This is a genomic window from Streptomyces sp. NPDC059897 (genome assembly GCF_042730865.1).
In the GTDB taxonomy this organism is placed as follows: domain Bacteria; phylum Actinomycetota; class Actinomycetes; order Streptomycetales; family Streptomycetaceae; genus Streptomyces.
Genome location: NZ_JBHWKQ010000011.1, coordinates 104659 through 127435 on the forward strand (window position 1 = coordinate 104659; position 22777 = coordinate 127435).

A 22777-nucleotide genomic window follows, 5' to 3' on the forward strand; every position below is an offset into this window, starting at 1 on the left:
CACGGGCCGGGGTCAGCCCGCCGTCAGGTGGCCCGTCTCGTTCCACGACTCCAGTGCGGGCTCGCCGTACGCCCATCCCAGTACGGACAGCGACGTCGGGTTCAGCCGGATCCGCGCCGCGAAGTCCAGCGGGAGGCCGAGCCAGCGCGCCCCGATCGAGCGCAGGATGTGGCCGTGGGCGAAGACCAGGACGTCCCGGTCGGCGGAGCGCGCCCACTGGACGACCTCGTCGGCGCGCGCCGTCACCTCGGCGAGCGTCTCGCCCTCCGGCACCCCGTCCCGCCAGATGAACCAGCCGGGCCTGAGCTCCTGGATCTGCGCCGGCGTCAGCCCTTCGTACGCCCCGTAGTCCCACTCCATCAGCGCGTCCCAGGTGGTCGCCCGCTCGCCGAACCCGGCGAGCTCGCACGTCTCGCTCGCGCGCACCAGCGGTGACGTGCGCACCTCTGCGCCGTCGAGCCCGTCGTAGGGCGCGCGTCCGAGGCGCTCGCCGAGCAGTTTCGCGCCGCGCCTGCCCTCTTCCAGGAGCGGAATGTCCGTCCTCCCGGTGTGCCGTCCGGACAGCGACCATTCGGTCTGTCCGTGCCGGGCCAACAGGATGCGCGGTGCCATGAGGAGGCCTCTTTCGAAACTACAAGCAACTACAAGGGTTCAAGGGTGAACATAGGGCGAGCGGGAAGGATCGCCCCGTCCATCATCGCGCAACCCACAGGGAGGACGCCCGGCGGGCAACCCGCAGTGTGATCGCTGCGTCTAGGAGGGTCAGGGGTCGCCCGGACAGAACCCCGCGCACACCGTAAGAGTGAGGCCGTGGCCAGAGGCCGCCGCACGAACGAAGAGGGGGAGCGGCCCGAATGTCGCAGACCGACGAGGCACCGCGCACGGAAGCGATACCCGGCGCCGGGCTCCGCTGGTGGACGGAGCTGCCGCTGATCCTTCTGGTGTACGGCGCGTACTCGGTCGGCCGGCTGCTCGCCCGCGGCAACGTGGAACAGGCCGTCGACCACGGTCTCGCGATCCTCCGCGCCGAGCGGGCCGTCCACCTCAACCTCGAGAACCCGCTGAACCGTCTCTTCACCCGCGAACCGTGGATCGGCGTCCCCGCCGACTTCTGGTACGCCTCGCTGCACTATCTGATCACGCCGATCGTCCTCGTCTGGCTGTTCCGCCGCCGCTCCGAGATCTACCGCACGGCCCGCACCTGGCTGATGACCTCGACGGTGATCGGCCTCGTCGGCTTCATCCTGCTGCCGACCGCCCCGCCCCGGCTGCTCGCCGCGCACCACGGCTTCATCGACACGATGGCCCACTACAGCTCGTACGGCTGGTGGGGCGACGCGGCCAGCGCGCCCAAGGGCATGGGCGACATGACCAACCAGTACGCGGCGATGCCGAGCCTGCACGTCGGCTGGGCGGTGTGGTGCGGTGTCCTGCTGTGGCGGCACGCCCGCTCCCCGTACGTGAAGGCGGCGGGCATCGCGTACCCGCTGCTCACCACGGTCATCGTGATGGGCACGGCCAACCACTACTTCTTCGACGCGCTCGCCGGGGTCGCGGCGATGGCCCTCGGCCTGCTCCTGACGAAGCCGGTGCGGCTCGTCGCGGCACGCCTGAAGGACCGGGCGTACGGCGTGTTCGCGGGGGCGCCGGCCTCCCCTTCCGCCACGCACGCCCCGATTGTCAGTGGAGAGTGCCAGACTTTCCCGGGTGAGCGAATTCCCCGACAGCGCAAGGAAGCCACGTCGCACGACAGCGGCGACGGGGCTGCGGCACCGGCTCGCTGAGCTGCGCGGCCCGGACCATCCGCCGCGTCCGCTGGACGCCCGGGCCCTGGCCGCGCTCGCGGCCAATCCGGGCTGCCGAAGGCGGGCGCTCCTGGACGGCGCGGGCGTCGACAAGGCGCGCATAGCGGATGCGCTGGGCTCACCGTCCTCGTTCGGCCAGTCCCAGTTCGCCCTGGCCCGCGGCAATGTGTTCGAGGCGCGGGTGAAGTCGGACGGCGGCTCCGAGCTGCTCAAGCTGGTGCACGCGCGCGTGGACGCCGCCGCGCCCGAGCCCACCCCCGATCTCGTACGGGCCCCGGACCTGTCGGCGATCGGCCCCGAGGGCCGCACGGCGCGCACGGCGCTGGCCCTGCGGGAGGCCGTCGAGTCGCCGGGGACGTGGACGTTCCTCGACCACCCGATGCTGGCGCTCGACGTGGCGGGCAGCCCCGCGTTCCTGGAGCCGGACGCGGTGGTGGTGCATCCGGACGGCAGTTGGACGGTCGTCGAGATCAAGTCCTTCCCGATGATCGACGGCGCGGCGGACGCGTCGAAGGTCGGCGCCGCTGCCCGCCAGTCCGCGGTGTACGTGCTGGCCCTCGAGGAGGTCGCGGCGCGGCTGCCGGACACGCAGGTGCTGGTGCGCGACCGGATCGTGCTCGTGTGCCCCAAGGACTTCTCGAACCTGCCGGCGGCGTCGGCGGTCGACGTGCGCAAGCAACGCGCGGTGACGCGCCGCCAGTTGGCGCGCCTGACGCGCGTGGAGGACATCGCGGCGGCGCTCCCGCCGGGCACGGTCTTCGACCCGGAGCTGCCCGCGGCCGAGCTGACGGCGGCCGTCGAGTCGGTGCCCGCGACGTACGCGCCGGAGTGCCTGGCCGCGTGCGAGCTGGCGTTCCACTGCCGTGACCACGCGCGCGGGCAGGGCGCGGTGACCGCGCTCGGCCGCCCCCTGCGCGCCGAACTCGGCTCGCTCACCACGGTCGACGAGGTGCTGGCCGCGGCCCACGGCGAGGCGGGCGACCCGGCGGATCCCACGGTGGCGGCGCTGCGGCGTGCGGCGCAGCTGCGGGACGAGGCCCTCGGCGGTGCGCGGTGCTGATCCGGAACACGCGGCAGGTCGGCGCGGAACCCCAGGAGGCGCACCGGTGAGCCTGATCAACCACCTGGCCAGGCTGGAGGCCACGAGCACGGGCCGCGCCCAGCCCACGGCCACCGTCCGGCACCGCCATCTGTCCCAGCGCCCGCTGGTGGTCGTCCCGCTCACGACGGCCGGAGAGACCGGCGCCCCGCTCGGCGCGCTCGTCGGCACCGAGCGCACGTCACCGCGTCTCCTGGTCGTCCCGCAGCCCCGCGACCGCGACCTCCGCTTCGCGTTCCTGACGCAACTGGCCGACGAGGTCCTGCCGTACATCGACACGTTCGCCACCGAGGTGGAGGCGGCGGAGCGCAGCGAAGTCGACCCGGAGACCGGCAAGAAGGTCAAGGTCGAGGTCGAACTGTGCGCGGACGCGCCGCAGTTGATCGTGCCGGGCCGCGCGGGCATCGAGTTCCTCCGCCTGCTGGGCCGCTCGATGCGTTTTCGCCGCACCGCCGAGCAGGACCCGGAGACGCCCTACCCCGCGCCGCCGCACGTCCCGCTGCTCGGCCGCTGGCTCACGCACTTCGGGGAGCGTGCGCGGGTCCCCGGCTCCGCGCTGCTCCTCGCGATGACGGACCTGCTGTCGCGGCACTGGGCGACGGGCCAGTCGAGCCTGGAGGACCAGCACTTGGGCGCGCTGCTCGCCTGGATCGAGGCCCCGGAGGGCACGTCGGGCGCCGCGGCCGCGCTCGGCGCCGAGCTGGACCGCGACCGGCACGGCCAGTTGCTGTGCCCGCCGGCCGGTCCCGCCACGGACCCCGCCTTCGACAACAAGCTGCTCGCACCCGCGATCGAGCGCTACGACAAGGCCCGCACGCGGCACGCGGCGGCCGAGGACGCCGTCGAGTCCGACGCCCGGCTCGCCGAACTGACCGCCGCGGAGCGGGAGATCCACGCCCTGGTCGAGTCCCGCACCCGCCCCACGTGGGACGCGGTGTGGCGCGGCCTCGACCAACTGTGCACGCTGCCCGAGGGCGGGTACGCGGCGGAGCGCTGGACCCGCGACCGCTGGTCGTTCACCGGCCACCGCGACCGGGTCCTGGCGGGCGAGCCCCCGCAGCCGCGCCGGGACGACGCGGTGACGGCGGCGAACAAGCTGGCCACGCGCGAGCGCGAGCAGGCCCGCCTGGACGCGCAGGAGGCGCTGGACGACCCGCTGGTGATGGCGGGCCGCCGCCTCTCCGGCGAGGCGTTCGCCGGGGAGGTGACCGAGGTGGTGGCGGCGTACAACGAGAAGAAGCGGCCCCGCCCGCTCGTCACGCTCCGCACGGACGACGGGCCGCGCCTCGGCGTGGGTGTGAAGGTGTACCGCACGCTCGAAGGCAAGCCGCAGACGGCCGAGTTCGTGGAGTACGAGGAGGGGGACCCCGCCTCGGTCGTGCTGCGGATCGTGGACAAGATGGGGCGCGGCAAGGAGCCGGCCGAGGGCTCGCTGCCGGAGAAGGGCGAGCGGGTGTGCTGGACGCTGTTCGAGCACGAGCAGCGCGGCGGCCCCAAGCTGCCGGAGCCGGAGGAGACACCGTGGACGCACGGCGGCCCGCCGGGGACGGCCGCGGAGACGCCCGACACCGTGACTTCGGAGGACGTACTGTGACCGCGCCGACCACCGCCCTCAGCCCGTCGGACGCGGCCGGGCAGGCCACCGCCGCCATCCTCCGCGACACCCTGCACGGCACGGCGCGCGGCATCGTCGTCGACTCGCCTCCCGGTGCCGGGAAGTCGACCCTCGTGGTGCGCGCCGCGCTCGAACTGGCCGATGCGGGCCGCCCGCTGATGATCGTGGCGCAGACGAACGCGCAGGTGGACGACCTCGTCCTGCGCCTGAACGCGAAGAACCCGGAGCTCGCCGTCGGCCGGCTGCACAGCAGCGACCCGGACGCGTACGACAAGTCGCTCGACGACCTGCCGAACGTCCGCCTGTCGACGAAGGCCGGCGACCTGGCCCCGCTGCCCGTCGTGGTGTCGACGGCGGCGAAGTGGGCGCACGTCAAGGCCTCCGACGCGGGAGGGCCGTGGCCGCACGCGATCGTCGACGAGGCGTACCAGATGCGCTCCGACGCGCTGCTGGCCGTGGCCGGGCTGTTCGAGCGGGCGCTGTTCGTGGGCGACCCGGGACAGCTGGACCCGTTCTCGATCGTCGGGTCGGAGCAGTGGGCGGGCCTGTCCTACGACCCGTCGGCCTCCGCGGTGTCCACGCTCCTCGCCCACAACCCGGAACTGCCGCAGCACCGCCTCCCGGTCTCCTGGCGGCTCCCGGCCTCGGCGGCGCCGCTCGTCTCCGACGCCTTCTATCCGTACACGCGGTTTCGCAGCGGCACGGACGAGGGCGACCGGGAGCTGGCCTTCACGGTGGAGTCGGACGGTTCGGGCCCGGACCGCGTCATCGACGAGGCCGCGGCCTCCGGCTGGGGCCTGCTCGAACTGCCCGCCGCGCACACTCCCCGTACGGACCCGGAGGCGGTGCGGGCGGTCGCCCAAGTGGTCCGGCGGCTGCTCGACCGCGAGGGCGTCACGCGCTCCGAGTCCGGCGAGGGCGCGCTGACGGCCGAGCGGATCTGCGTCGGCACCGCGCACCGCGACCAGGCGGCGGCGGTGCGGGCGGCACTGGCGGACCTCGACGTGCACGACGTCACGGTCGACACGGCGAACCGGCTGCAGGGCCGGGAGTTCGACGTCACGGTCGTCCTGCACCCGCTGTCCGGACGCCCGGACGCGACGGCGTTCCACCTGGAGACGGGCCGCCTGTGCGTACTGGCCTCGCGGCACCGGCACGCGTGCGTGGTGGTGTGCCGGGCCGGGGTCGCGGACCTCCTGGACGAGCACCCGTCGGCGGACCCGGTGCAGCTCGGGGTGACGGTGAAGTTCCCGGACGGCTGGGAGGCGAACCACTCGGTGCTGGCACGCCTGGGCGAACACCGGGTCTCGTATTGAGCCCGCGCCCTCGGACTGGTTCCTTCGCCCCCTTGCGGGCCGACGGACAATGGAAGGTGGCCCGGCACGGAACCGCGGGCCACCCCCGGCAACAGGAGGCCGCACCATGGCGGAGCCCGACCGTACTCACCAGCCCCGGCTGCGACCGGCCCCGCTGATCTTCGAACCCGCGGAGGCGGCCGGCGACCCGGAGCACTTCTTCGACCTGGAGTCCATCGAGGACCCCCGCGACCTGCTCACCCGGGCGACGGAGCTGACGCACGCGTTCCGCTCCGCGGCGGACCGGTCGATGGAGTTCCAGGCCGTCGCCGCGGCCCAGCTCGCCGACCCGCGCCGCTTCGACCGGCTCACGACGGCGGACATCGCGGAGCGTGCGGACTGGACGGAGGACTACGCGAAGAAGATGGTCGAGTTCGGCCGTGACCTGCTGCGCGGGACCACGGAGCAGTCGCCGTAGCGGGGGCGCACCGGGGCCGCACGGGGGCCGAAATGATCGTTTGGCATATGCCAGGGGGGCAAGATACTCCACCCCGCCCCCTCCTGTCCCGATTTTCCGCAACCCCTGGGAATCGCCCCGTCACCCCCTGTAGATGTATGAGGCATGAGCACCGCGACGCCTCCGTACTCCCCCCACGCCCCGTCGGCCACGGCCCCTGGCGCGCGTGACCACTTCGACATCTGCGACGTCACCCCCGAGGGCGCGGCCTGGCTCGCGTCCGCCGGGGCGTACCCCCGCTCCACGCTCTCCCACTGGGAGGCCAGGCCCACGGCCCCCGTCGTCCTCCCCTGCGGGTCCGTCTTCGACGTGGTGAACGTTCCCTCGATCTTCGGGCGGCGGATGTTAGACCGGCTCTGGTCCGAGGGCCCCGGCTCAGGACCGGTCGCCACGCACCGGGGCCGCATGCTCCTGTTCACCGCGCCCGGCACGGCGCAGCGCCTGCCGTCCCTCCTGCGCTGGGAGGAGTGGGGCCCCTCGGTGCCGCCGCTGCTCTGCCACGGCGCCGGCGACGCGGTCACGGGCCCGGCCCCCACGACCAACGCCGCGCTCCGCCCCGACCAGCGCCAGGAGTCCCGCTGGGTGGTGGCCCCCGACACCCGGCACCCCTGGCTGCCGGGGCCCGAGGTCATGCGCTGGGCGTGCGTCCGGGCGGCACGCACGAGTGCGCAGGCCGCGGTGCGGATTTCGATTTTTCCTGCCACGGATCCTGGTGCTAATGTCTACGACGTCAACCGGCGCCATTAGCTCAGTTGGTTAGAGCAGCGGACTCTTAATCCGCGTGTCCGGGGTTCGAGTCCCTGATGGCGCACCTAACAGACAAGGCCTCTCGCTACGGCGGGAGGCCTTCGTCGTCTCCTCCGACCGCTCCACCGTCGCCGACAAGCGCGGCTGGGGGTCCGGGGGTTATCCCCCGGGGAATACAGCATCCGCGTGTCCGGGGTTCGAGTCCCTGATGGCGCACGTTGACGGTGGCGGCCTGTATTCGCGGAAAGCGCGAATCGGGCCGCCATCGTCGTTTCTGCGCGGCTTCGCCGCGCGTTGTGGGGGCTTCGCCACCCACACCCCCATGAAGGAACCGGGGGCGAGCCCGGGTGGGCCCATCAAGCCCCGCTCTTGGACGAGAGCCCGCGGGGTCCGGGGCGGAGCCCCGTGGCCGGAACGCCGGTGCCGCAACTTCAGCCCGCTCTTGGACGAGAGCCCGCGAGGGCCGGGGCAGCACCCCCAGGCCGTAACGCCGACTCCGCAATTTCAGCCCCGCTCTTTGGACGAGAGCCCGCGGGGTCCGGGGCAGCGCCCCGTGGCCGCAACGCCGGTACCGGTCGAGGATCAGTCCGCCGTCGTCACCTTCACCGTCCACGCCCCCGAACCCGTCCGGCCCTCCGCCTCCACACGGATGCCGTCCTCCGGCACCGTGAAGGTCTCCCCCGCCCCCACGGGCGCGTCGGCCAGCGGTGGGTAGACGGACTCGCCGTAACAGGCCTCCGTACGGGGATGCGCGTCCAGCACCTCCATGGGTCCACCCCCGGACGGGGAATCGCTGCGGACGCGGTAGACGAGGATGCCCCGGCTGCAGGTCGCGGCGTCGTTGCCTGAGCCACCCCGCGCCTCCAGGGCGATGGCACTGTCGACGCCCGTACGAATGACGGCGAGCTTGGTGCCCCCACCCGTACCGAACGCCGCCCCCGCCCCCCGCGGCGCCGTACTCAGCTGCTCCAGGGTCAACCGGGTCTCACCACTGCGCTTCACACACGCCACCTGCCGCCGCTCAAGCCAGCCCAGCTTCCACTTGTGCCAGCCGAACAGATCCGGCGAGAGACCGAACTGGCTGCCCATGACGTCCCAGTCACCGACGTACGTGTCCCAGTCGCCCTTGCCGTCGGTGGGCCGGTGGTAGAGGTCCGGCAGGTCGAAGACGTGCCCCGTCTCGTGCGCGAGCACATTGCGGTCCGGCGGGTGCCGCTCGAAGACCGTGACGATGCGCCGGATGTCCGTGCCGTCCGCGCGCATCGGCCGGTCGAAGTTCACGACCTTCGTCGCGTCGGAGTCGACACCGGGCGCGTCCGGGTCGGCGACGAAGTAGACGACGTCGTACTTGCTGAAGTCCGTGTGCGGATCCGCCGCCCGGAGCGCGTCCCGCAGATACGCGCTGCGGTGCGCGGCGTTCCAGTCGCGCTGTATGGCGTACGCGGTCGAGGCGTGCGGCATTTCGACCCACTGCCGCTGCGGATGCGGCACCAGGGAGAACTTCCCGTACGACGCCCGGTCGAAGAAGCGACTGGTGGACGGGAAGTAGTCGGCGGCCAGCTCGTCGGGCGTGGCCAGGGGCCGCGAGTCGGGGAACGAGAGGAAGACCATCACGGCGTCGAGGCTCTTCTTGGGCTTCGGGTACGCCGGGTTCCAGGTGTCCAGGCCCTCGGAGTGATGCGCCGGGGTGCGCTCCAGTGCGCAGGGCCCCGCGAACGGCACGGCCGCGGCCGGCCCCGCGACGAGCCCCATGGCGGCCACGGCGGCGAAGGCGGTGAGCGCCGCCGCGAGGGCGCGCGGGCGTGGCTTGTCCACTCCCCCGAGTGGCTGCGGACGCGGCAAGTCGACCTCCGGGACGGGAATGCTGGGCACCCAACCCAGAGTGTTGGTGTTTATATGGCTTTGCCCTGTTTATCTGGCCCGGATGAGTGACCGGACGACACTCCGTCCGATCACGGAACGTCACAGTCGATCGCCCGCGATCTGGTCACGACAGAAGGTGTGGCAGCACCGGGCAGAAACGATCTACCGGGACGGGGTCCGGCGGCCCGGAACCCGTGCACACCGCATTCCAGGCTGGATAGGCCGTCCGACCTGCCTCTATGATCGGCACACTTTCCTGCCGGGACCCGGCCGCAGCAGACCACGCAACCATCCGACGCACCACGGGAGCGAGCGGTGAGCGCACAGCCCGAAGGGCCCACGACCGCGCGCCGGGTGGCCTCGCCCGGCCAGATCACGGAGAGTGATGATTTGCGGTCGGCTTCGCGACCCCCGTCCGCCAAGACCCAGCCCCAGACCCAGCCCCAGCACCAGGCCCAGCCCCAGGCCCAGGCCCAGACCCTCTACCGGCCGGCGTTCGCGACCTCGCCGCTGGCCATGGCTGTCGTGGACCGCGACGGCGTGATCGTCGGCGCGAACGACGCCGCCCGTGCTCTGCTCGGCGGGGAGACCGCGGGCGAACTCGTCGGCCACGCCGCCGACGAACTGCTCGACCTGCGCTCGGACCCGCGCACGGCGGACGCCTACCAGGAGATCCTGCGCGGCCGTCAGGCCCGGCTCAGCCGCACCCGCCGCCTCAAGCACCCCTCGGGCCAGTCGGTGTGGCTGCGCGTCACGGTGTCGCCGCTTCCGGACGCGGAGGCCGTGCTGCTCTCGCTCGGCGACATCACCGCGCACCGCGGGCTCCAGGACCGGCTGCACCACCTGGAGCTGCACGATCCGCTGACCCGGCTGCCCAATCGCGCGCTGTTCTTCGAGCGCGTCTCCGCCGCCCTGGAGGCGGGGGCGTACGAGAGCACGGGCGCGACCGGGCGGGTGGGGCTCTGCCTGCTCGACCTCGACGGGTTCAAGGCGGTCAACGACTCGCTCGGGCACCCCGTCGGCGACCGGCTGCTCCTCGCCGTCGCCGAGCGGCTCACGCACTGCGCGGACCGCGCGCAGAGCGCCACGGGCGCCCCGCTCGTGGCCCGGCTCGGGGGCGACGAGTTCGCGCTGCTCGTCGAGGACTCCACCGGCACGGAGCAGCTGGCCGAGCTCGCCCGGACGGTGCTCGACGCGCTGCGCGAGCCCTTCGACCTGGCAGGACACGAGGTGTCGGTGTCCGCCTCGATCGGCGTGGTCGAGCGGCAGGTCACGGGCACCAGCACGACGGCCCTGATGCAGGCGGCCGACACCACGCTGTACTGGGCGAAGGCCGACGGAAAGGCCCGCTGGACCTTCTTCGACCAGGAGCGCAACGCCCACCGGATGACCCGCCAGGCCCTGTCGTCGAGCCTGCGGCCCGCGGTGGACCGGGGTGAATTCGCCCTGGAGTACCAGCCGTTGGTGGAAATGGCGGACGGTGAGCTGCGCGGCGTCGAGGCGCTGGTGCGCTGGCGGCACCCGCAGTTCGGCCTGCTGACGCCGAATCGGTTCATCGGACTGGCCGAAGAGGACGGCTCCATCGTGGAGCTGGGGCGGTGGGTGCTGCGGACGGCCTGCGCGCAGGCGCGGCGCTGGCAGGTGGAGCACCGGGAGGCGCCGCCGGTGTTCGTGAGCGTGAATGTGGCGGTGCGTCAGATGTGGGACTCGGACCTGGTGGCGGACGTCGCGCAGATCCTCACCGAGACCGGACTGCCGCCGGAACTCCTCCAGTTGGAGCTGATCGAGTCCGCCGTGATGGGGCCGACGGGGCGGCCGCTACAGGCCCTGCGGGCACTGCACGACATGGGCGTGCGCATCGCCATCGACGACTTCGGCACCGGGTACTCCAACCTCGCCTACCTCAGCCGCCTTCCGGTGTCGGTGCTCAAGCTCGACGGGGCGTTCGTGCGCGGGTTCCGGGAGGACGGGGACGCGCCCACGGAGCCGGCGGACACGATGATCGTCGAGGCGCTCGTGCAGCTGGCGCACCGGCTCGGGCTCACGGTGACCGCCGAGTGCGTGGAGACGGCGGAGCAGGCGGAGCGGCTGCGCCGGCTCGGCTGCGACACCGGGCAGGGCTGGCTCTACTCGCGGCCGGTGGCGGCGGACCGCATCTCGGGGCTCCTCGCGGAGCGCGGGTGATCCGCCGCCGTCGGAAGGTCGTCGGCCGTCAGGCGCGCGGCAACCCGTAGGCGTCCGCGATGAGTTCGTAGGAACGCAGGCGTACGTCGCCGCCGTGCGCGTTGGCCGTGAGCATCAACTCGTCGGCGCCCGTGCGCTTTTGCAGCTCGTCGAGGCCGGAGCGGACCTCGTCGGGGGTGCCGTGGATGACGTTGGAGTTCCAGGACTGGACGAAGTCCCGCTCCATCTCGTTGAACTGGTACGCCTCCGCCTCCTCGGGCGTCGGCACGAGGCCGGGGCGGCCGGTGCGCAGCCGGACCATGTTGAGGGCGGCGGCGAGCACCTGGCGGCGGGCCTCCGTGCCGTCGTCGTCGGTCGCGAGGGCGGAGACGCCGATCAGGGCGTACGGCTCGGACAGCAGCTCGGACGGGCGGAAGTTCTCCCGGTACAGGTCGAGCGCCGGGAGCGTGTTCTGCGCCGAGAAGTGGTGCGCGAAGGCGAACGGGAGACCGAGGGTCGCGGCGAGCCGGGCGCTGAAGCCGGAGGAGCCGAGGAGCCAGACGGGCGGGCGGTTCGGGTCCTGCACGCCGCCGGGGGACGTGGCCTGGACCGGGCCCGGGACCGCGTGGATGCGGGAGTACGGGTGGCCGTCGGGGAAGTCGTCGTCGAGGAAGCGGGTGAGCTCGACGAGCTGCTGCGGGAAGTCGTCGGCGCCCTCGTTGAGGCGGTCGGTGCGGCGCAGCGCGGCGGCGGTCGCGCCGTCCGTGCCGGGGGCGCGGCCGAGGCCGAGGTCGACGCGGCCCGGGGCCATGGCCTCCAGCGTGCCGAACTGCTCCGCGATCACGAGCGGGGCGTGGTTCGGGAGCATGACGCCGCCGGAGCCGAGGCGGATGCGGTCCGTGTGGGCGGCCAGGTGGGCCAGGATCACGGCGGGGCTGCTGGAGGCGACGCCGGGCATCGAGTGGTGCTCGGCGACCCAGTAGCGGTGGTAGCCGCGGGACTCGGCGAGGCGGGCGATGTCGACGCTGGTGTGCAGGGCCTGCGTGGCCGTGCGACCCGCTCCCACGGTGACCAGGTCCAGGACGGAGAGCGGGGTGGGTGCGGTCCCGAGGGCTGCGCCGCGGATCACGGGTCCTCCTGCGAATACGTTCGTTACGGGTGGGTGTCTCGACCCCGACGTAACGGAGGCCTACTCCGCTTTATTCCCGCGATCAAGCCCCGCCGGCGATTGAGGCGCGGGGTCCGGGGCGGAGCCCCGAGGCCGCAACCACGTCACACCTGCACCACCGGTTCCTTCGTGAAGAGCGCGCCCAGGGCCGGCGCGTTGACCCGGCGGTCGACCAGTCGCAGCGCCTCCCAGACCGTGACCTGGTTCGCCGTGAGGACCGGCTTGCCGAGCTCGGCCTCCAGGTCGCGGACGTACGCCGCGGTGTGCAGCGCCGTATCGGGCAGAAGCACCGCGTCCGCCTCCGGATGGTCACCCGCGCGGGCCATCGCGAGCACCTCGTCCCAGCCCCACGTGCCCACCTCGGCGGCCGTGATGATCCCGCTCCCTCGGACGGCCAGGACCTCCGCCCCAGCCGCCTTGAGGAACGTGGCGAAATGGTCGGCCACGTCCTCCGGATACGTCGCGGCGACCGCCACCCGGCGCGCCCGCACCTCCCGCAGCGCGTGCGCGAACGCGAAGGACGTACTGGAGGCGGGCAGGCCCGCCGCCATCGCGAGATTGCGGACCTGGTCGTGCGCCCCGTCCCAGCCGAAGACGAAGCTGCCGGACGTGCACGCCCAGACCACCGCCTCCGCGCCGGACAGCCGCAGCTCCTCGACGCCCGCGGCGAGCCGGTCGGGCGCGCCCATCTTCAGCAGCGCGTCGACCCGGTGTGCGTCCTCCCCGATGTCGGTGTGGACGACGGGCAGCCGCACATCGCTGTCGATCAGCATCTCGATGCGCGGGTAGTCGTCCTCCGCGGAGTGTCCGGGGTAGAGAAATCCCAGCGAGGTCATGCCCTATGCCCACCCTTCCTGTTCCTTCGGCCGTTCCCTCGGCAGCTCCTCCGGGGGCAGCGCCTCCGGCAGCTCCGACGGGGGCCAGACCCGCGCCGCCGGATCGAGCAGCGCCTGGTACGGCCCCACAGCACGCGTACCCAGCCGGGCGAGGGCTGCCCACATCGTGACTTGATTGGCCGAGATCACCGGCACCCGCAGCTCCGCCTCCAGCTGCGGGATGACGTCGTACGTCGGCAGGTTGGTGCAGCTGATGAAGAGCGCGTCGGCCCCGGCGCTGCCCGCTTCCCTGGCCATCGCCGCCACGTCCCGGTAGGGCACCTTCCAGATGTGCCGGGTCAGTCCGAGGAAGGCCCGCCCGGTGACCGTGATCCCGGCTTCCGCCAGATACTCCTCCAGCGATTCGGTGACCGAGCGCGTATAGGGGGTGACGAGCGCGATGCGCCGCGCGCCCAGTTCGGACAGGGCTTCGAGCAGGGCGCCCGATGTGGTCACGGCGGGCAGCTCCCCGGCCCGCCGCATCGCCGCGCTCATCGCCCGCTCCCCCGCGAGCCCGCCGACGAAGCTGCCGGACGCGCAGGCGTACGCGAGGACCTCCGGTTCGGTGGCGCCGAGCGCGCGCACGGCCTCGCCGAGCGTCTCGTGCTCGCTGACGAGGCGCGCCAGATCGAGTCCGACCTCGACGGGCACGAACGGCGTACGGGTGAGGTGGAGGGAGACGTGGTCGGGCACCCAGCGCCACAGCTCGCGGTCGAGAGCGAAGTCGAACGGGGCGACGACGCCCACACCGCGCTGCGGTTTCGGTCCCCCCAGGAATGAGACGTCCATGAGCAGGCCCCAAGTCAGCTGTCTGATCAATGCCGGAGTGGTGCTTGAGCCGGCGAACCGCCGGGACGTCGGGACAGCGACACAGCGCGAAACAAGGTGCAGGAACCCTAGTGGAGTACCTCTGTTGTCGACGGTAGGTTCCGGTGTCTGCGGGGTCAATCCGCACATGTCGGCAGGTCCCGCGATTCTTACCGTGTTCACGAGTTCGCCGCCGGTTCCGGCTCCTCGACCCCAGCAGAGCGGATCTTCATTGCCGGACGGTTTCGCGGCGATGTCCGTGCCCGACGAGGTGTTCCTGGGTAGGTCCCCGGCAACGTATCGCGAGCGCTGACGCTGGAGGGCGGATGACGGGCGAGCTGATCGGACTGACCGCGCAGGACCTCATCGAGGGATATCGCAAGGGAGAGTTCAGCCCGGTCGACGCGACCCGCGCCGTGCTCGCCAGGATCGAGGAAACCGAACCGGCGCTGAACGCGTTCGTGCGGGTCGACGCGGCGGGGGCCCTCGCCCGGGCCGAGGAGAGCGCGCGGCGGTGGCGCGAGGGCGAGCCGGCGGGCCTGGTCGACGGGGTTCCGGTGTCGGTGAAGGACATCCTGCTGCAGCGGGGCGCGCCCACGCTGCGCGGTTCGCTGACCGTCCCCGAGCAGGGCGGCTGGGACGAGGACTCGCCTTCGGTGGCCCGGCTGCGCGAGCACGGAGCGGTCCTCGTCGGCAAGACGACGACGCCCGAGTTCGGCTGGAAGGGCGTGACCGACTCGCCGCTGTCGGGCGCGACCCGCAATCCGTACGACACCTCGCGCACGGCGGGCGGGTCGAGCGGCGGCAGCGCGGCGGCGGTCGCGGTGGGCGCGGGGCCGCTGTCGCTCGGCACGGACGGCGGGGGTTCGGTGCGGATCCCCGCCTCGTTCTGCGGGATCTTCGGCCTCAAGCCGACGTACGGGCGGGTGCCGCTGTACCCGGCGTCGGCGTTCGGGACGCTGTCGCACGTGGGGCCGCTCGCGCGTACGGCGGCCGACGCTGCGCTGCTGATGGACGTGATCTCGGGCCCCGACCCGCGGGACTGGTCGGCCTCGGGCCCGCAGGCGGGCGGCTTCCAGGATGCGCTGCACGGCGGGGTGCGCGGGCTGCGGGTCGCGTACTCGCCGACGCTGGGCGGGCAGGTCGCGGTGCGGCCCGACGTCGCCGCGGTGGTGCGGGCCGCGGTGACCCGGCTGGCGGAACTCGGCGCGTACGTCGAGGAGGTGGATCCGGACTTCACGGATCCGGTCGAGGCCTTCCACACCCTGTGGTTCAGCGGCGCGGCGCGGGTGGTGCAGCATCTCCCGGCGTCCAGGCGCCAGTTGCTCGACCCGGGGCTGCAGGAGATATGCACGCGGGGCGCGCGGTACAGCGCGCTCGACTACCTGGCGGCGGTCGACGCGCGGATGGCGCTCGGGCGCCGGATGGGCGCCTTCCACTCGACGTACGACCTGCTGGTGACGCCGACCGTGCCGATCACCGCGTTCGAGGCGGGGGCCGAGGTGCCGCGCGGCTCCGGCCTGCGCCGATGGACGGGCTGGACCCCGTTCACATACCCCTTCAACCTGACCCAGCAGCCCGCCGCTTCCGTGCCGGTGGGGCTCGACGGGGACGGTCTTCCGGTCGGCCTCCAGCTCGTGGCCGCCCGCCACAGGGACGATCTCGTACTCCGGACCGCGCACGCGTTCTACGAGTCCGGGACGGCGAGTCACGCCAGTCCCAACACCGCTGGAATCGCGTGAAGTTAGGACATGGCCGTATTGCCGCGAATTCAGATCTCGGCTTTATCAAGGGCCGAAAACGATAGGCATACCTCCCGGGGCTTCGGGTAATGGCGCGCCATGGCTCCACCACTTGGTAACAATGAGGGATTCATCGCCAGACCAGTCCGCCGCCGCTCCCTGCTCTACGGTGCGGGGGCGGCGGCGCTGGGTGTGCTCGGTACCGCGGCCTGTACCCGCGTACCGGAGGAGGGGAAGGTCGAAGGGGGCGACCTGCTGGACCGGCTGCGTGACGCGGGCGAGGTCAAGATCGGCGTCGCGGGTGAGGTCCCGTTCGGATACATCGACGAGAACGGCGAGGTCACCGGAGAGGCGCCGGCGATCGCCAAGGTGATTTTCCCGCGTCTCGGTGTGCCCAAGGTGAAGGCGGTGCCGACGCAGTTCAGCGCGCTGATTCCCGGGCTGACCCAGGCGCAGCAGTTCGACGTGGTGTCGGCGGGCATGTACATCAATCCGGATCGCTGCGCACAGGTGCTGTTCTCCGATCCCGACTACCTGATGCCCGACTCGTTCATCGTGCGCAAGGGAAATCCGCACGGCATCAAGACGTACGAGGAAGTCGCGAAGAAGAAGCTGAAGTTCGCGACGGGCACGGCCTACGCGGAGATCGAGTACGCCAAGGCCTACGGCATCAAGGACATGCTGATCCTGCCCGACCAGGTGGCAGGCCTCGACGCCGTGCGCCAGGGCAGGGTCGACGCCTTCGCCGGCACGGCCGTCACGGTCCGCACCGTGATCAAGGGCAAGAGCGGGGTCGAGGCCATCCCGCCCTTCCAGCCCGTCGTCGACGGGAAGCCGGCCTACGGAGCGGGCGGATTCGCCTTCCGGAAGTCGGAGATGAACCTGCGCGACGCGTTCAACAAGGAGTTGCACAAGCTCAAGGACAGCGGTGAACTCCTGCGCATCATGGCGCCCTTCGGCTTCACCAAGGAGGAGATGACCGACCTCACGGTCGAGAAACTCTGCCCCCCTGCCAAGGGAGCCGCCTCATGATGTCCTCGAAGTTCTTCGAGAACTGGTTCCTGCCGGGTATCTGGATCACGCTCGAGATCACGGTCCTCAGCGCGATCTTCGCCTTCGTCGTCGCGATCATCATCGGCGTGCTGCGCACGTCCAATGTGTGGTTCGTGCGTTTCCTGTCCGGGGCGTACTTCGAGATCTTCCGCAGCACGTCGTCGCTGGTCTTCATGTTCTGGATCGCGTTCACCGTGCCGATGCTGTTCCAGATCAAGTTCGATCCGCTCTTCTCGGGCGTTCTGGCGCTCAGCATCACCTACGGCGCCTACGGTTCGGAGATCGTGCGCGGTGCACTCGCCGCGGTGCCGCCCGCCCAGCGCGAGGCCGGCATCGCCCTCAACTTCACGCGCGCCCAGCGCCTGCGCCGCATCGAACTCCCGCAGGCCTGGCCGGAGATGATCCCGCCGTTCAACAACCTGCTGATCGAGCTGCTCAAGGGAACCTCGCTGGTGTCCCTCATCGCGGTGGCCGACATGACGTTCGCGGGCAACCTCAAGCGGCTCGTCTCCGGCGACAGCGCGCCGATCTACACGCTGCTGCTCGTCCTGTACTTCGTGTTCGCCTTCATCTTCACGCGCCTCATGCGCCTGCTTGAGCGCCACGCCAAGAGCCGTGTCGGCCAGACGCCCGAGCAGGGCGGTCTGCGCGTGCTCCTCGGCGGGATGCGCTCCAAGTCGACGATCGACGCCGTCACCGGTGCCGGAGGTGCCAAGTGAACTGGGACTGGTCCAACGTCGCGGACTTCATGCCGCAGTTCTGGGACGGCGTACTCGTCACGCTTCAGGCCCTCTTCTGGGGCGCGATCATCGCCTTCGCCCTGGGCCTGGTGTGGGCGATCGCCCAGCGCTCGGATCAGAAGTGGATCAGCTGGCCGGTGACGGCGGTCACCGAGTTCATCCGGAACACCCCGCTCCTGGTGCAGCTGTTCTTCCTCTTCTACGTCGTTCCCTCCTGGGGCATCTCGATGTCCCCGCTGGTCACCGGCATCGTCGGGCTCGGCCTTCACTACTCGACGTACACGTCCGAGGTCTACCGGGCCGGCATCGACGGCGTGCCCGCCGGCCAGTGGGAGGCGGCCACGGCGCTCAACCTCCCCAAGGGCCGCACCTGGCGCGCGGTGATCCTGCCGCAGGCCGTGCGCAGGGTGATCCCCGCGCTCGGCAACTACGTGATCGTCATGCTGAAGGAATCGCCGCAGATCATGGCGATCGGCGCGCTGGACATGCTGGGCGAGGCCCAGGGCTTCAGCCAGACCACCTTCACCTACGAGGCCATCAGCGTCGTCGGTGTCGCCTTCATCGTCATCGCCTACCCGGCTTCTCTTCTTCTGCGAGTTTTGGAGCGTCGTCTTGTCCGCTGACAGCAGCACTTCCCAGGAAATCCCCAATCCTGCCGTCGACGGCAGCGAGCTCATCCGCTTCGACAAGGTCACCAAGCGGTTCGGCAGCAACACCGTCCTGGACAACCTCGACTTCTCCGTCGACTCCGGCAAGCACGTCACGCTGATCGGCCCGTCCGGTTCCGGCAAGACCACGATCCTGCGGCTCCTGATGACGCTGATGAAGCCCGACGAGGGCACCATCAAGGTCGGCGGCGAGTACCTCACGCACGAGCAGAAGGACGGCAAGCTCGTCCAGGCCGGCGAGAAGCACATCCGCGAGATCCGCAAGAACATCGGGATGGTCTTCCAGCAGTTCAACCTGTTCCCGAACATGAACGTGCTGCGCAACATCACCGAGGCCCCGGTCAACGTGCTCGGCCTGTCCAAGGACGAGGCGGAGCAGCGGGGCAAGGAGCTGCTCGACATGGTCGGCCTCGGCGACCGCTGCGAGGCGTACCCGTCCCAGCTCTCCGGCGGCCAGCAGCAGCGGGTGGCGATCGCGCGCGCCCTGGCGATGCGGCCTCAGGTGCTGCTCCTGGACGAGGTCACGTCGGCGCTCGACCCGGAGCTGGTGGCCGGCGTCCTCGACGTCCTGCGCGACATCGCGCACAGCACGGACATCACCATGCTGTGCGTGACGCACGAGATGAACTTCGCCCGGGACATCTCGGACCAGGTCCTGATGTTCGACTCGGGGCGCATCATCGAGTCCGGTTCGCCGGAGAAGATGTTCGGGGAGCCGGAGCACGAGCGCACCAGGGAGTTCCTGAGCGCGGTCCTGTGACCAGCCGCTCACCGAGTGGTGCATGACTTTGGCATATGCCACGGTGGCGCGTTCCTGCTGAGAGGCACGGAGCGCGCCATCAATCTCCCCAACCGGCGCCCCCGAAAGGGGTGTTGGCGGCTATCGTGGACTTCAGCCCAGCTGTCCGGAACCGGTCCATGCAGGGGGAAGAACCGTGGCGCTGAAGCACGAGCAGGGTGCGTCCCCGCACCAGCCGCACGAGGCGGTGCAGCACGCGTTGCGTGTGCTGGAGACCATCGCGCACCGAGGCGTGGGCGTGACCGACACGGAGCTGGCGCGCGTCACGTCGCTGCCCGCCGAGCAGCTGACGGTCCTGCTGCGGATGCTGCGCCGTGAGGGGTACGTCCAGCAGACCGCCGACGGGGCGTACATCACCGGCGAGACCCTGAGCAGGCTCGGCGCGGCGGACGGCCATGCGGCCGCGCTCACCGCGAAGCTCCAGCGCACGCTCGACCGGCTGCGGGACGACGTGGGCGCGGCGGTCTACATGAGCCGTTACGTCGACGGGGAGATCCGGGTCACGCAGATGGCGACGGGGCCCGAGACCCCCGCGGTCAACGAGTGGGTGGACTTCCGCGTCTCCGCGCACGCGAGCGCGATCGGCAAGAGCCTGCTCGGCCAGCTGGACATGAACGGGCGGCGGGACCATCTGTCCCGGCACAAGATGGCGCGGCTCACGTCGCGCACGATCACCAACGAGAAGGTGCTGCTGTCCCGCCTCGCCTCGCAGCCGGCGACGGTTCCGGTGCTCGATCTTCAGGAGTACGCGGTGGGCACGGTGTGCGCCGCCGTTCCCATCACGGCGGGCGCGGCCGTCGGGTGCCTGGCGCTCTCGCTTCCGGTCGAGCACGCGCATCGCCTGCACGATGCGGCGGAACAGCTCAACAAGGAGGCGGCGCCGGTTCTTCTTTCCATGGCGATCTGACCGGTCACCGGCGACGGCGTTACGGACTCGGGGCTCCGCCCCGGACCCCGCTGCTCAATCGCCGCAGGGGCTAAAAACAAGAACAACAACGAAGGCCCCCCGCTACTGCGGGAGGCCTTCGCTTCTGTGCGCCATCAGGGACTCGAACCCCGGACACGCGGATGCTGCATTCCCCGGGGGATAACCCCGGACCCCCAGCCGCGCTCATCGGCGACGGCGTGGCGGCCTCCGGCTCCGCCCGGGCCCCGCGGACTCTCGCCCAAGAGCGGGGACGATTTGCCCGCCCTCGCTCAGGCCTGAGCGAGGCAAGACGCCGCAACGACAAGAGCCCCCCGCTGGTGCGGAGGGCTCTCACCTTTAGGTGCGCCATCAGGGACTCGAACCCCGGACACGCGGATTAAGAGTCCGCTGCTCTAACCAACTGAGCTAATGGCGCCGGTTGACGAGGTAAATACTACCTGGCCCCAGGGGGTGCTTTTGACCACCAGGGGCGCAGGCGTCACGTGGCGGTGAGGAGGTGGTCGCGGGCGTGGGTGCGGTAGGCCGTCGTCAGGGTCGTGCGGTCCTCGGGGGTCAGGGGGCGGTAGGCGGGGGCGGTCGGTGGGCGCCACCACAGGGTGCCGCCGGACCAGAAGCCCTCGCGGCGCAGCTCCCCGCGCCGCACCTTGTTCGTCGCGGTGACCGGCATCCGTTCCACCAGCCGGATGAATCGGGGCGCCATCTTCGTGCCGAGGTCCGGCTGCGAGCGGAGGAACGCGTCGAAGGCGGCCGGGTCGAAGGCGCGGCCCGGGCGGAGCGCCAGCGTCGCCATCACCTGGTCGCCGGCCACCGGGTCCGGCACCCCGTAGACCGCGACGGCCGCCGCGTCCGGCCAGCGGGCGAGGATGTTCTCGATCATCGCGGGGGCGAGGTTCTCGCTGTCGACGCGGATCTTGTCGTCGCCGCGCCCGGCGAAGTAGAGGAACCCGTCGGCGTCCCGGTAGAAGTGGTCGCCGGTCCAGTACCAGCCGTGTTCGCGGACGCGCTCCGCGTACGCGGCGTCGTTGCGCCAGTAGCCCTCGAAGGGTGAGCGGCCGCGGTTGACCAGCTCGCCTATCGCCTCCGCGCCGTTGAGGAGGCGGCCGCCCTCGTCGAAGCGGGCCGGCGGGCACTCCGTCTTCGTCTCCGGGTCGAGGACCGCGAGGTCGCTGCCGGGGGCCGCCAGGCCGATCGCGCCCGCCGGCGTGCCGGAGGTCCGCTGCACCGCGGCGCCGCCCTCCGACGACCCGTAGCCCTCGACGAGCCGCGCCCCGAACCGCTCCTCGAACCGCGCCGCGTCCACGGCCCCGGCCTCCGTGCCGAAACCGACCCGGAGCGGGTTGTCGCGGTCGTCGGGGCGCTCCTCGGTGGCCAGGATGTACTGGACGGCCCGGCCCACGTAGGTGAAGTACGTCGCGCCGAATCGGCGTACGTCGCCCAGGAAGCCGGACGCCGAGAAGCGGCGGCGCAGCGCGACCCCCGCCCCCGCCGCGACGGCCGGCGCCCAGTCCGCGATGACCGCGTTGCCGTGGAAGAGGGGCATGCAGACGTAGTGCACGTCGTCGGGGCGGACCTTGAAGTTGTCCACCAGGGACTGCCCGGCCGACGCCAGCCGCCCCTGCGTGCACAGCGCCGCCTTCGGGGCCCCGGTCGACCCGGAGGTGAAGTAGAGCAGCATGCGGGTGCCGGGGCGCACCCGGTCGTCGGCCTCCGGCTTCGCGCCCTCGTACGGCGTGAGCAGCTCCTCGTACGCGTCGGTGTCGGTCACCAGGATCCGGACGCCCGGGAGGTCGAGGCCGTCGAGCAGCGGGAGGTGGGCCCGCTCGGTGACCAGGACGCGGCATTCGGTGTGGGTGATGTCGCGGGCGAGTTCGGCGCCGCGCCGGGTCGGGTTGAGGCCGGCGACGGCGGCGCCGGAGAGCGCGGCCGCGCCCAGCCACTGGGGGAACTCGGGGGTGTTGTCGAGGAGCAGGCCGATGTGGGGGTCCGCCGCCCGCGGCAGCAGCTCACCGAGGAGCGCCGCGCGGGCCGCCGCCCCGGCCGCGACCTGGTGGTGGCTGAGGACCTGATCCTCGTACGCGAGCCCGGGCCTGTGGTCGCCCCAGCGCGCCTGGATCAGCTCCGCGAAGGTGCGCGTCATCATGGATCCCATGGCGGCGAACCATAATTGACGTACCGTCAGATGTGGAGGGTGCGGACGACGCCTGCGTCCGGAGCCCCGGCGCGCCGTGGGGCGGCGCACCGGGGCCATGGGATCAGAACGTGACGTCCGAGCACGCGTAGAAGGCGTTCCCCGTGTCCGCGACGGTCCACACCGCGAGGATCACGTGGTGGCCCGATTTCCCGGAGGGCAGCGTGCCGGAGTGCGAGAGCGTCGCCGGCGGCTGACCGCTGAACGGGACCGTGAGGAACGGCGCGGTCTGCAGGGCCGACCGGGTCAGCGGCTTGCTCTGGTCCCAGCCGTCCTTGGTGATGTAGTAGCGGAAGTCCGTGGTGGAGTGCCGCGCGGTGAACTGCCAGCGGAAGGTCTGGCTCTGACCGCCCGTCACCTTCGTGGTCGGCCAGGCGTTCCCGTTCGGCTGCTTCGCCGCGTCGAGCGCGCTGAAGCCGCCGTTCCCGGCCGAACAGAGCTTGCCGTCGGCGGGGCCGGCCGCCGGGAAGCCCTTGGGGCCCTCGACGCTCTGCGGCTCCCACTGGATGCTGCCGCAGCCGCTGACGCCGCCGTTGGCGCAGAGCTTCTGCCTGCTGATCGGCAGATCGGTGTAGCCGTGGCCGCTCGCGCCGCCCGAGGAGAGCGCGAACGCCCCCGCGGTCGTCAGGCCGAGCAGGGCCGCGTACGCCTTCGTACGCTTCGAGGTCTTTCGCATGCTGCCGCTCCTGGGGGGTGTTGGGAGTG

Annotated in this window: 20 protein-coding genes and 2 tRNA genes; 14 read left to right on the forward strand and 8 right to left on the reverse strand. The window is 71.7% G+C overall.

The window, feature by feature from the left end; translation table 11 throughout:
• Window positions 1–12: 12 nt before the first annotated feature.
• Window positions 13–612 carry a histidine phosphatase family protein gene (locus ACFV9W_RS15045; RefSeq protein ID WP_385760106.1) on the reverse strand — a complete coding sequence of 200 codons (600 nt, stop codon included), beginning with the start codon at window positions 610–612 and terminating at the stop codon, window positions 13–15.
• A 242-nt stretch (window positions 613–854) separates the two neighbouring features.
• On the opposite strand from ACFV9W_RS15045, the gene ACFV9W_RS15050 reads away from it, so the two are divergent.
• From ACFV9W_RS15050 to ACFV9W_RS15080, 7 genes are all read left to right on the forward strand, one after another.
• Window positions 855–1784 (forward strand): phosphatase PAP2 family protein, encoded by a 930-nt coding sequence (locus ACFV9W_RS15050; protein WP_385760109.1) that lies wholly within the window; start codon window positions 855–857, stop codon window positions 1782–1784.
• Window positions 1708–2865, forward strand: coding sequence for a hypothetical protein (locus ACFV9W_RS15055; protein ID WP_385760112.1), 1158 nt, complete (start codon window positions 1708–1710; stop codon window positions 2863–2865). The genes ACFV9W_RS15050 and ACFV9W_RS15055 overlap by 77 nt, the downstream gene beginning before the upstream one ends.
• A 46-nt stretch (window positions 2866–2911) precedes the next feature.
• Complete coding sequence (locus tag ACFV9W_RS15060; protein WP_385760115.1) at window positions 2912–4498, forward strand: hypothetical protein; 1587 nt, start codon at window positions 2912–2914, stop codon at window positions 4496–4498.
• Window positions 4495–5835, forward strand: coding sequence for an AAA domain-containing protein (locus ACFV9W_RS15065; protein WP_385760118.1), 1341 nt, complete (start codon window positions 4495–4497; stop codon window positions 5833–5835). Before ACFV9W_RS15060 ends, ACFV9W_RS15065 begins: the two co-directional genes overlap by 4 nt.
• Window positions 5836–5941: 106 nt before the next feature.
• Window positions 5942–6292 (forward strand): hypothetical protein, encoded by a 351-nt coding sequence (locus ACFV9W_RS15070; protein ID WP_385760120.1) that lies wholly within the window; start codon window positions 5942–5944, stop codon window positions 6290–6292.
• 144 nt (window positions 6293–6436) lie between these two features.
• A complete protein-coding gene (locus tag ACFV9W_RS15075; protein WP_385760122.1) occupies window positions 6437–7078 on the forward strand; it encodes a bifunctional DNA primase/polymerase in 642 nt (213 codons plus the stop codon).
• Window positions 7069–7142, forward strand: a tRNA-Lys gene (locus tag ACFV9W_RS15080). The genes ACFV9W_RS15075 and ACFV9W_RS15080 overlap by 10 nt, the downstream gene beginning before the upstream one ends.
• A gap of 518 nt (window positions 7143–7660) precedes the next feature.
• Here the strand turns inward: ACFV9W_RS15080 and ACFV9W_RS15085 are convergent.
• Window positions 7661–8920 carry a M6 family metalloprotease domain-containing protein gene (locus ACFV9W_RS15085; protein WP_385760388.1) on the reverse strand — a complete coding sequence of 420 codons (1260 nt, stop codon included), beginning with the start codon at window positions 8918–8920 and terminating at the stop codon, window positions 7661–7663.
• Between the two features lie 336 nt (window positions 8921–9256).
• Between ACFV9W_RS15085 and ACFV9W_RS15090 the strand changes: the two genes are divergently transcribed.
• The gene (locus ACFV9W_RS15090; protein ID WP_385760125.1) at window positions 9257–11125 is read left to right on the forward strand and encodes a putative bifunctional diguanylate cyclase/phosphodiesterase; all 1869 of its coding nucleotides are present in this window, start codon (window positions 9257–9259) and stop codon (window positions 11123–11125) included.
• A 28-nt stretch (window positions 11126–11153) separates the two neighbouring features.
• Here the strand turns inward: ACFV9W_RS15090 and ACFV9W_RS15095 are convergent, their stop codons facing one another.
• From ACFV9W_RS15095 to ACFV9W_RS15105, 3 genes are all read right to left on the reverse strand, one after another.
• Entirely contained in the window at window positions 11154–12233 is a 1080-nt protein-coding gene (locus tag ACFV9W_RS15095) for an LLM class flavin-dependent oxidoreductase (protein WP_385760128.1), read from the reverse strand.
• Window positions 12234–12376: 143 nt separating this feature from the next.
• Window positions 12377–13108, reverse strand: a complete 732-nt coding sequence (locus tag ACFV9W_RS15100) for a decarboxylase (RefSeq protein WP_385760131.1) — start codon at window positions 13106–13108, stop codon at window positions 12377–12379.
• A 3-nt stretch (window positions 13109–13111) separates the two neighbouring features.
• Window positions 13112–13936: an aspartate/glutamate racemase family protein gene (locus ACFV9W_RS15105; protein ID WP_385760134.1), complete on the reverse strand. Its 825-nt coding sequence runs from the start codon at window positions 13934–13936 to the stop codon at window positions 13112–13114.
• Window positions 13937–14280: 344 nt separating this feature from the next.
• Here ACFV9W_RS15105 and ACFV9W_RS15110 point away from each other — a divergent pair, with 344 nt between their 5' ends.
• From ACFV9W_RS15110 to ACFV9W_RS15135, 6 genes are all read left to right on the forward strand, one after another.
• On the forward strand, window positions 14281–15696 hold the full coding sequence (locus tag ACFV9W_RS15110; RefSeq protein WP_385760137.1) for an amidase: 1416 nt from the start codon (window positions 14281–14283) through the stop codon (window positions 15694–15696).
• Between the two features lie 99 nt (window positions 15697–15795).
• A complete protein-coding gene (gene ehuB / locus ACFV9W_RS15115; protein WP_385760139.1) occupies window positions 15796–16728 on the forward strand; it encodes an ectoine/hydroxyectoine ABC transporter substrate-binding protein EhuB in 933 nt (310 codons plus the stop codon).
• Window positions 16725–17468 (forward strand): ectoine/hydroxyectoine ABC transporter permease subunit EhuC, encoded by a 744-nt coding sequence (gene ehuC, locus ACFV9W_RS15120; RefSeq protein WP_385760142.1) that lies wholly within the window; start codon window positions 16725–16727, stop codon window positions 17466–17468. Before ehuB ends, ehuC begins: the two co-directional genes overlap by 4 nt.
• Window positions 17465–18112, forward strand: coding sequence for an ectoine/hydroxyectoine ABC transporter permease subunit EhuD (ehuD, locus tag ACFV9W_RS15125; RefSeq protein ID WP_385760145.1), 648 nt, complete (start codon window positions 17465–17467; stop codon window positions 18110–18112). Before ehuC ends, ehuD begins: the two co-directional genes overlap by 4 nt.
• A complete protein-coding gene (ehuA, locus tag ACFV9W_RS15130) occupies window positions 18102–18917 on the forward strand; it encodes an ectoine/hydroxyectoine ABC transporter ATP-binding protein EhuA (RefSeq protein WP_385760148.1) in 816 nt (271 codons plus the stop codon). Before ehuD ends, ehuA begins: the two co-directional genes overlap by 11 nt.
• 175 nt (window positions 18918–19092) lie before the next feature.
• The gene (locus tag ACFV9W_RS15135; protein WP_385760150.1) at window positions 19093–19863 is read left to right on the forward strand and encodes an IclR family transcriptional regulator; all 771 of its coding nucleotides are present in this window, start codon (window positions 19093–19095) and stop codon (window positions 19861–19863) included.
• A gap of 362 nt (window positions 19864–20225) precedes the next feature.
• Here the strand turns inward: ACFV9W_RS15135 and ACFV9W_RS15140 are convergent.
• The 3 genes from ACFV9W_RS15140 to ACFV9W_RS15150 all read right to left on the reverse strand — a co-directional run bounded on the left by ACFV9W_RS15140 (window position 20226) and on the right by ACFV9W_RS15150 (window position 22748).
• A tRNA-Lys gene (locus ACFV9W_RS15140) sits at window positions 20226–20299 on the reverse strand.
• A 63-nt stretch (window positions 20300–20362) separates the two neighbouring features.
• On the reverse strand, window positions 20363–22033 hold the full coding sequence (locus ACFV9W_RS15145) for an AMP-binding protein (RefSeq protein ID WP_385760152.1): 1671 nt from the start codon (window positions 22031–22033) through the stop codon (window positions 20363–20365).
• A gap of 103 nt (window positions 22034–22136) precedes the next feature.
• Window positions 22137–22748: a lytic polysaccharide monooxygenase gene (locus tag ACFV9W_RS15150; protein ID WP_385760155.1), complete on the reverse strand. Its 612-nt coding sequence runs from the start codon at window positions 22746–22748 to the stop codon at window positions 22137–22139.
• Between the last annotated feature and the right edge of the window lie 29 nt (window positions 22749–22777).

Excerpts from the sequence above, each read along its gene's own strand:
- ACFV9W_RS15100 (WP_385760131.1), bottom strand. The coding sequence starts at position 13,108 with ATGACCTCGCTGGGATTTCTCTACCCCGGACACTCCGCGGAGGACGAC.
- ACFV9W_RS15070 (WP_385760120.1), top strand. The coding sequence starts at position 5,942 with ATGGCGGAGCCCGACCGTACTCACCAGCCCCGGCTGCGACCGGCCCCG.
- ACFV9W_RS15145 (WP_385760152.1), bottom strand. The coding sequence starts at position 22,033 with ATGGGATCCATGATGACGCGCACCTTCGCGGAGCTGATCCAGGCGCGC.
- ehuB (WP_385760139.1), top strand. The coding sequence starts at position 15,796 with ATGGCTCCACCACTTGGTAACAATGAGGGATTCATCGCCAGACCAGTC.
- ACFV9W_RS15110 (WP_385760137.1), top strand. The coding sequence starts at position 14,281 with ATGACGGGCGAGCTGATCGGACTGACCGCGCAGGACCTCATCGAGGGA.
- ACFV9W_RS15150 (WP_385760155.1), bottom strand. The coding sequence starts at position 22,748 with ATGCGAAAGACCTCGAAGCGTACGAAGGCGTACGCGGCCCTGCTCGGC.
- ACFV9W_RS15105 (WP_385760134.1), bottom strand. The coding sequence starts at position 13,936 with ATGGACGTCTCATTCCTGGGGGGACCGAAACCGCAGCGCGGTGTGGGC.
- ACFV9W_RS15075 (WP_385760122.1), top strand. The coding sequence starts at position 6,437 with ATGAGCACCGCGACGCCTCCGTACTCCCCCCACGCCCCGTCGGCCACG.
- ACFV9W_RS15045 (WP_385760106.1), bottom strand. The coding sequence starts at position 612 with ATGGCACCGCGCATCCTGTTGGCCCGGCACGGACAGACCGAATGGTCG.
- ACFV9W_RS15050 (WP_385760109.1), top strand. The coding sequence starts at position 855 with ATGTCGCAGACCGACGAGGCACCGCGCACGGAAGCGATACCCGGCGCC.
- ehuC (WP_385760142.1), top strand. The coding sequence starts at position 16,725 with ATGATGTCCTCGAAGTTCTTCGAGAACTGGTTCCTGCCGGGTATCTGG.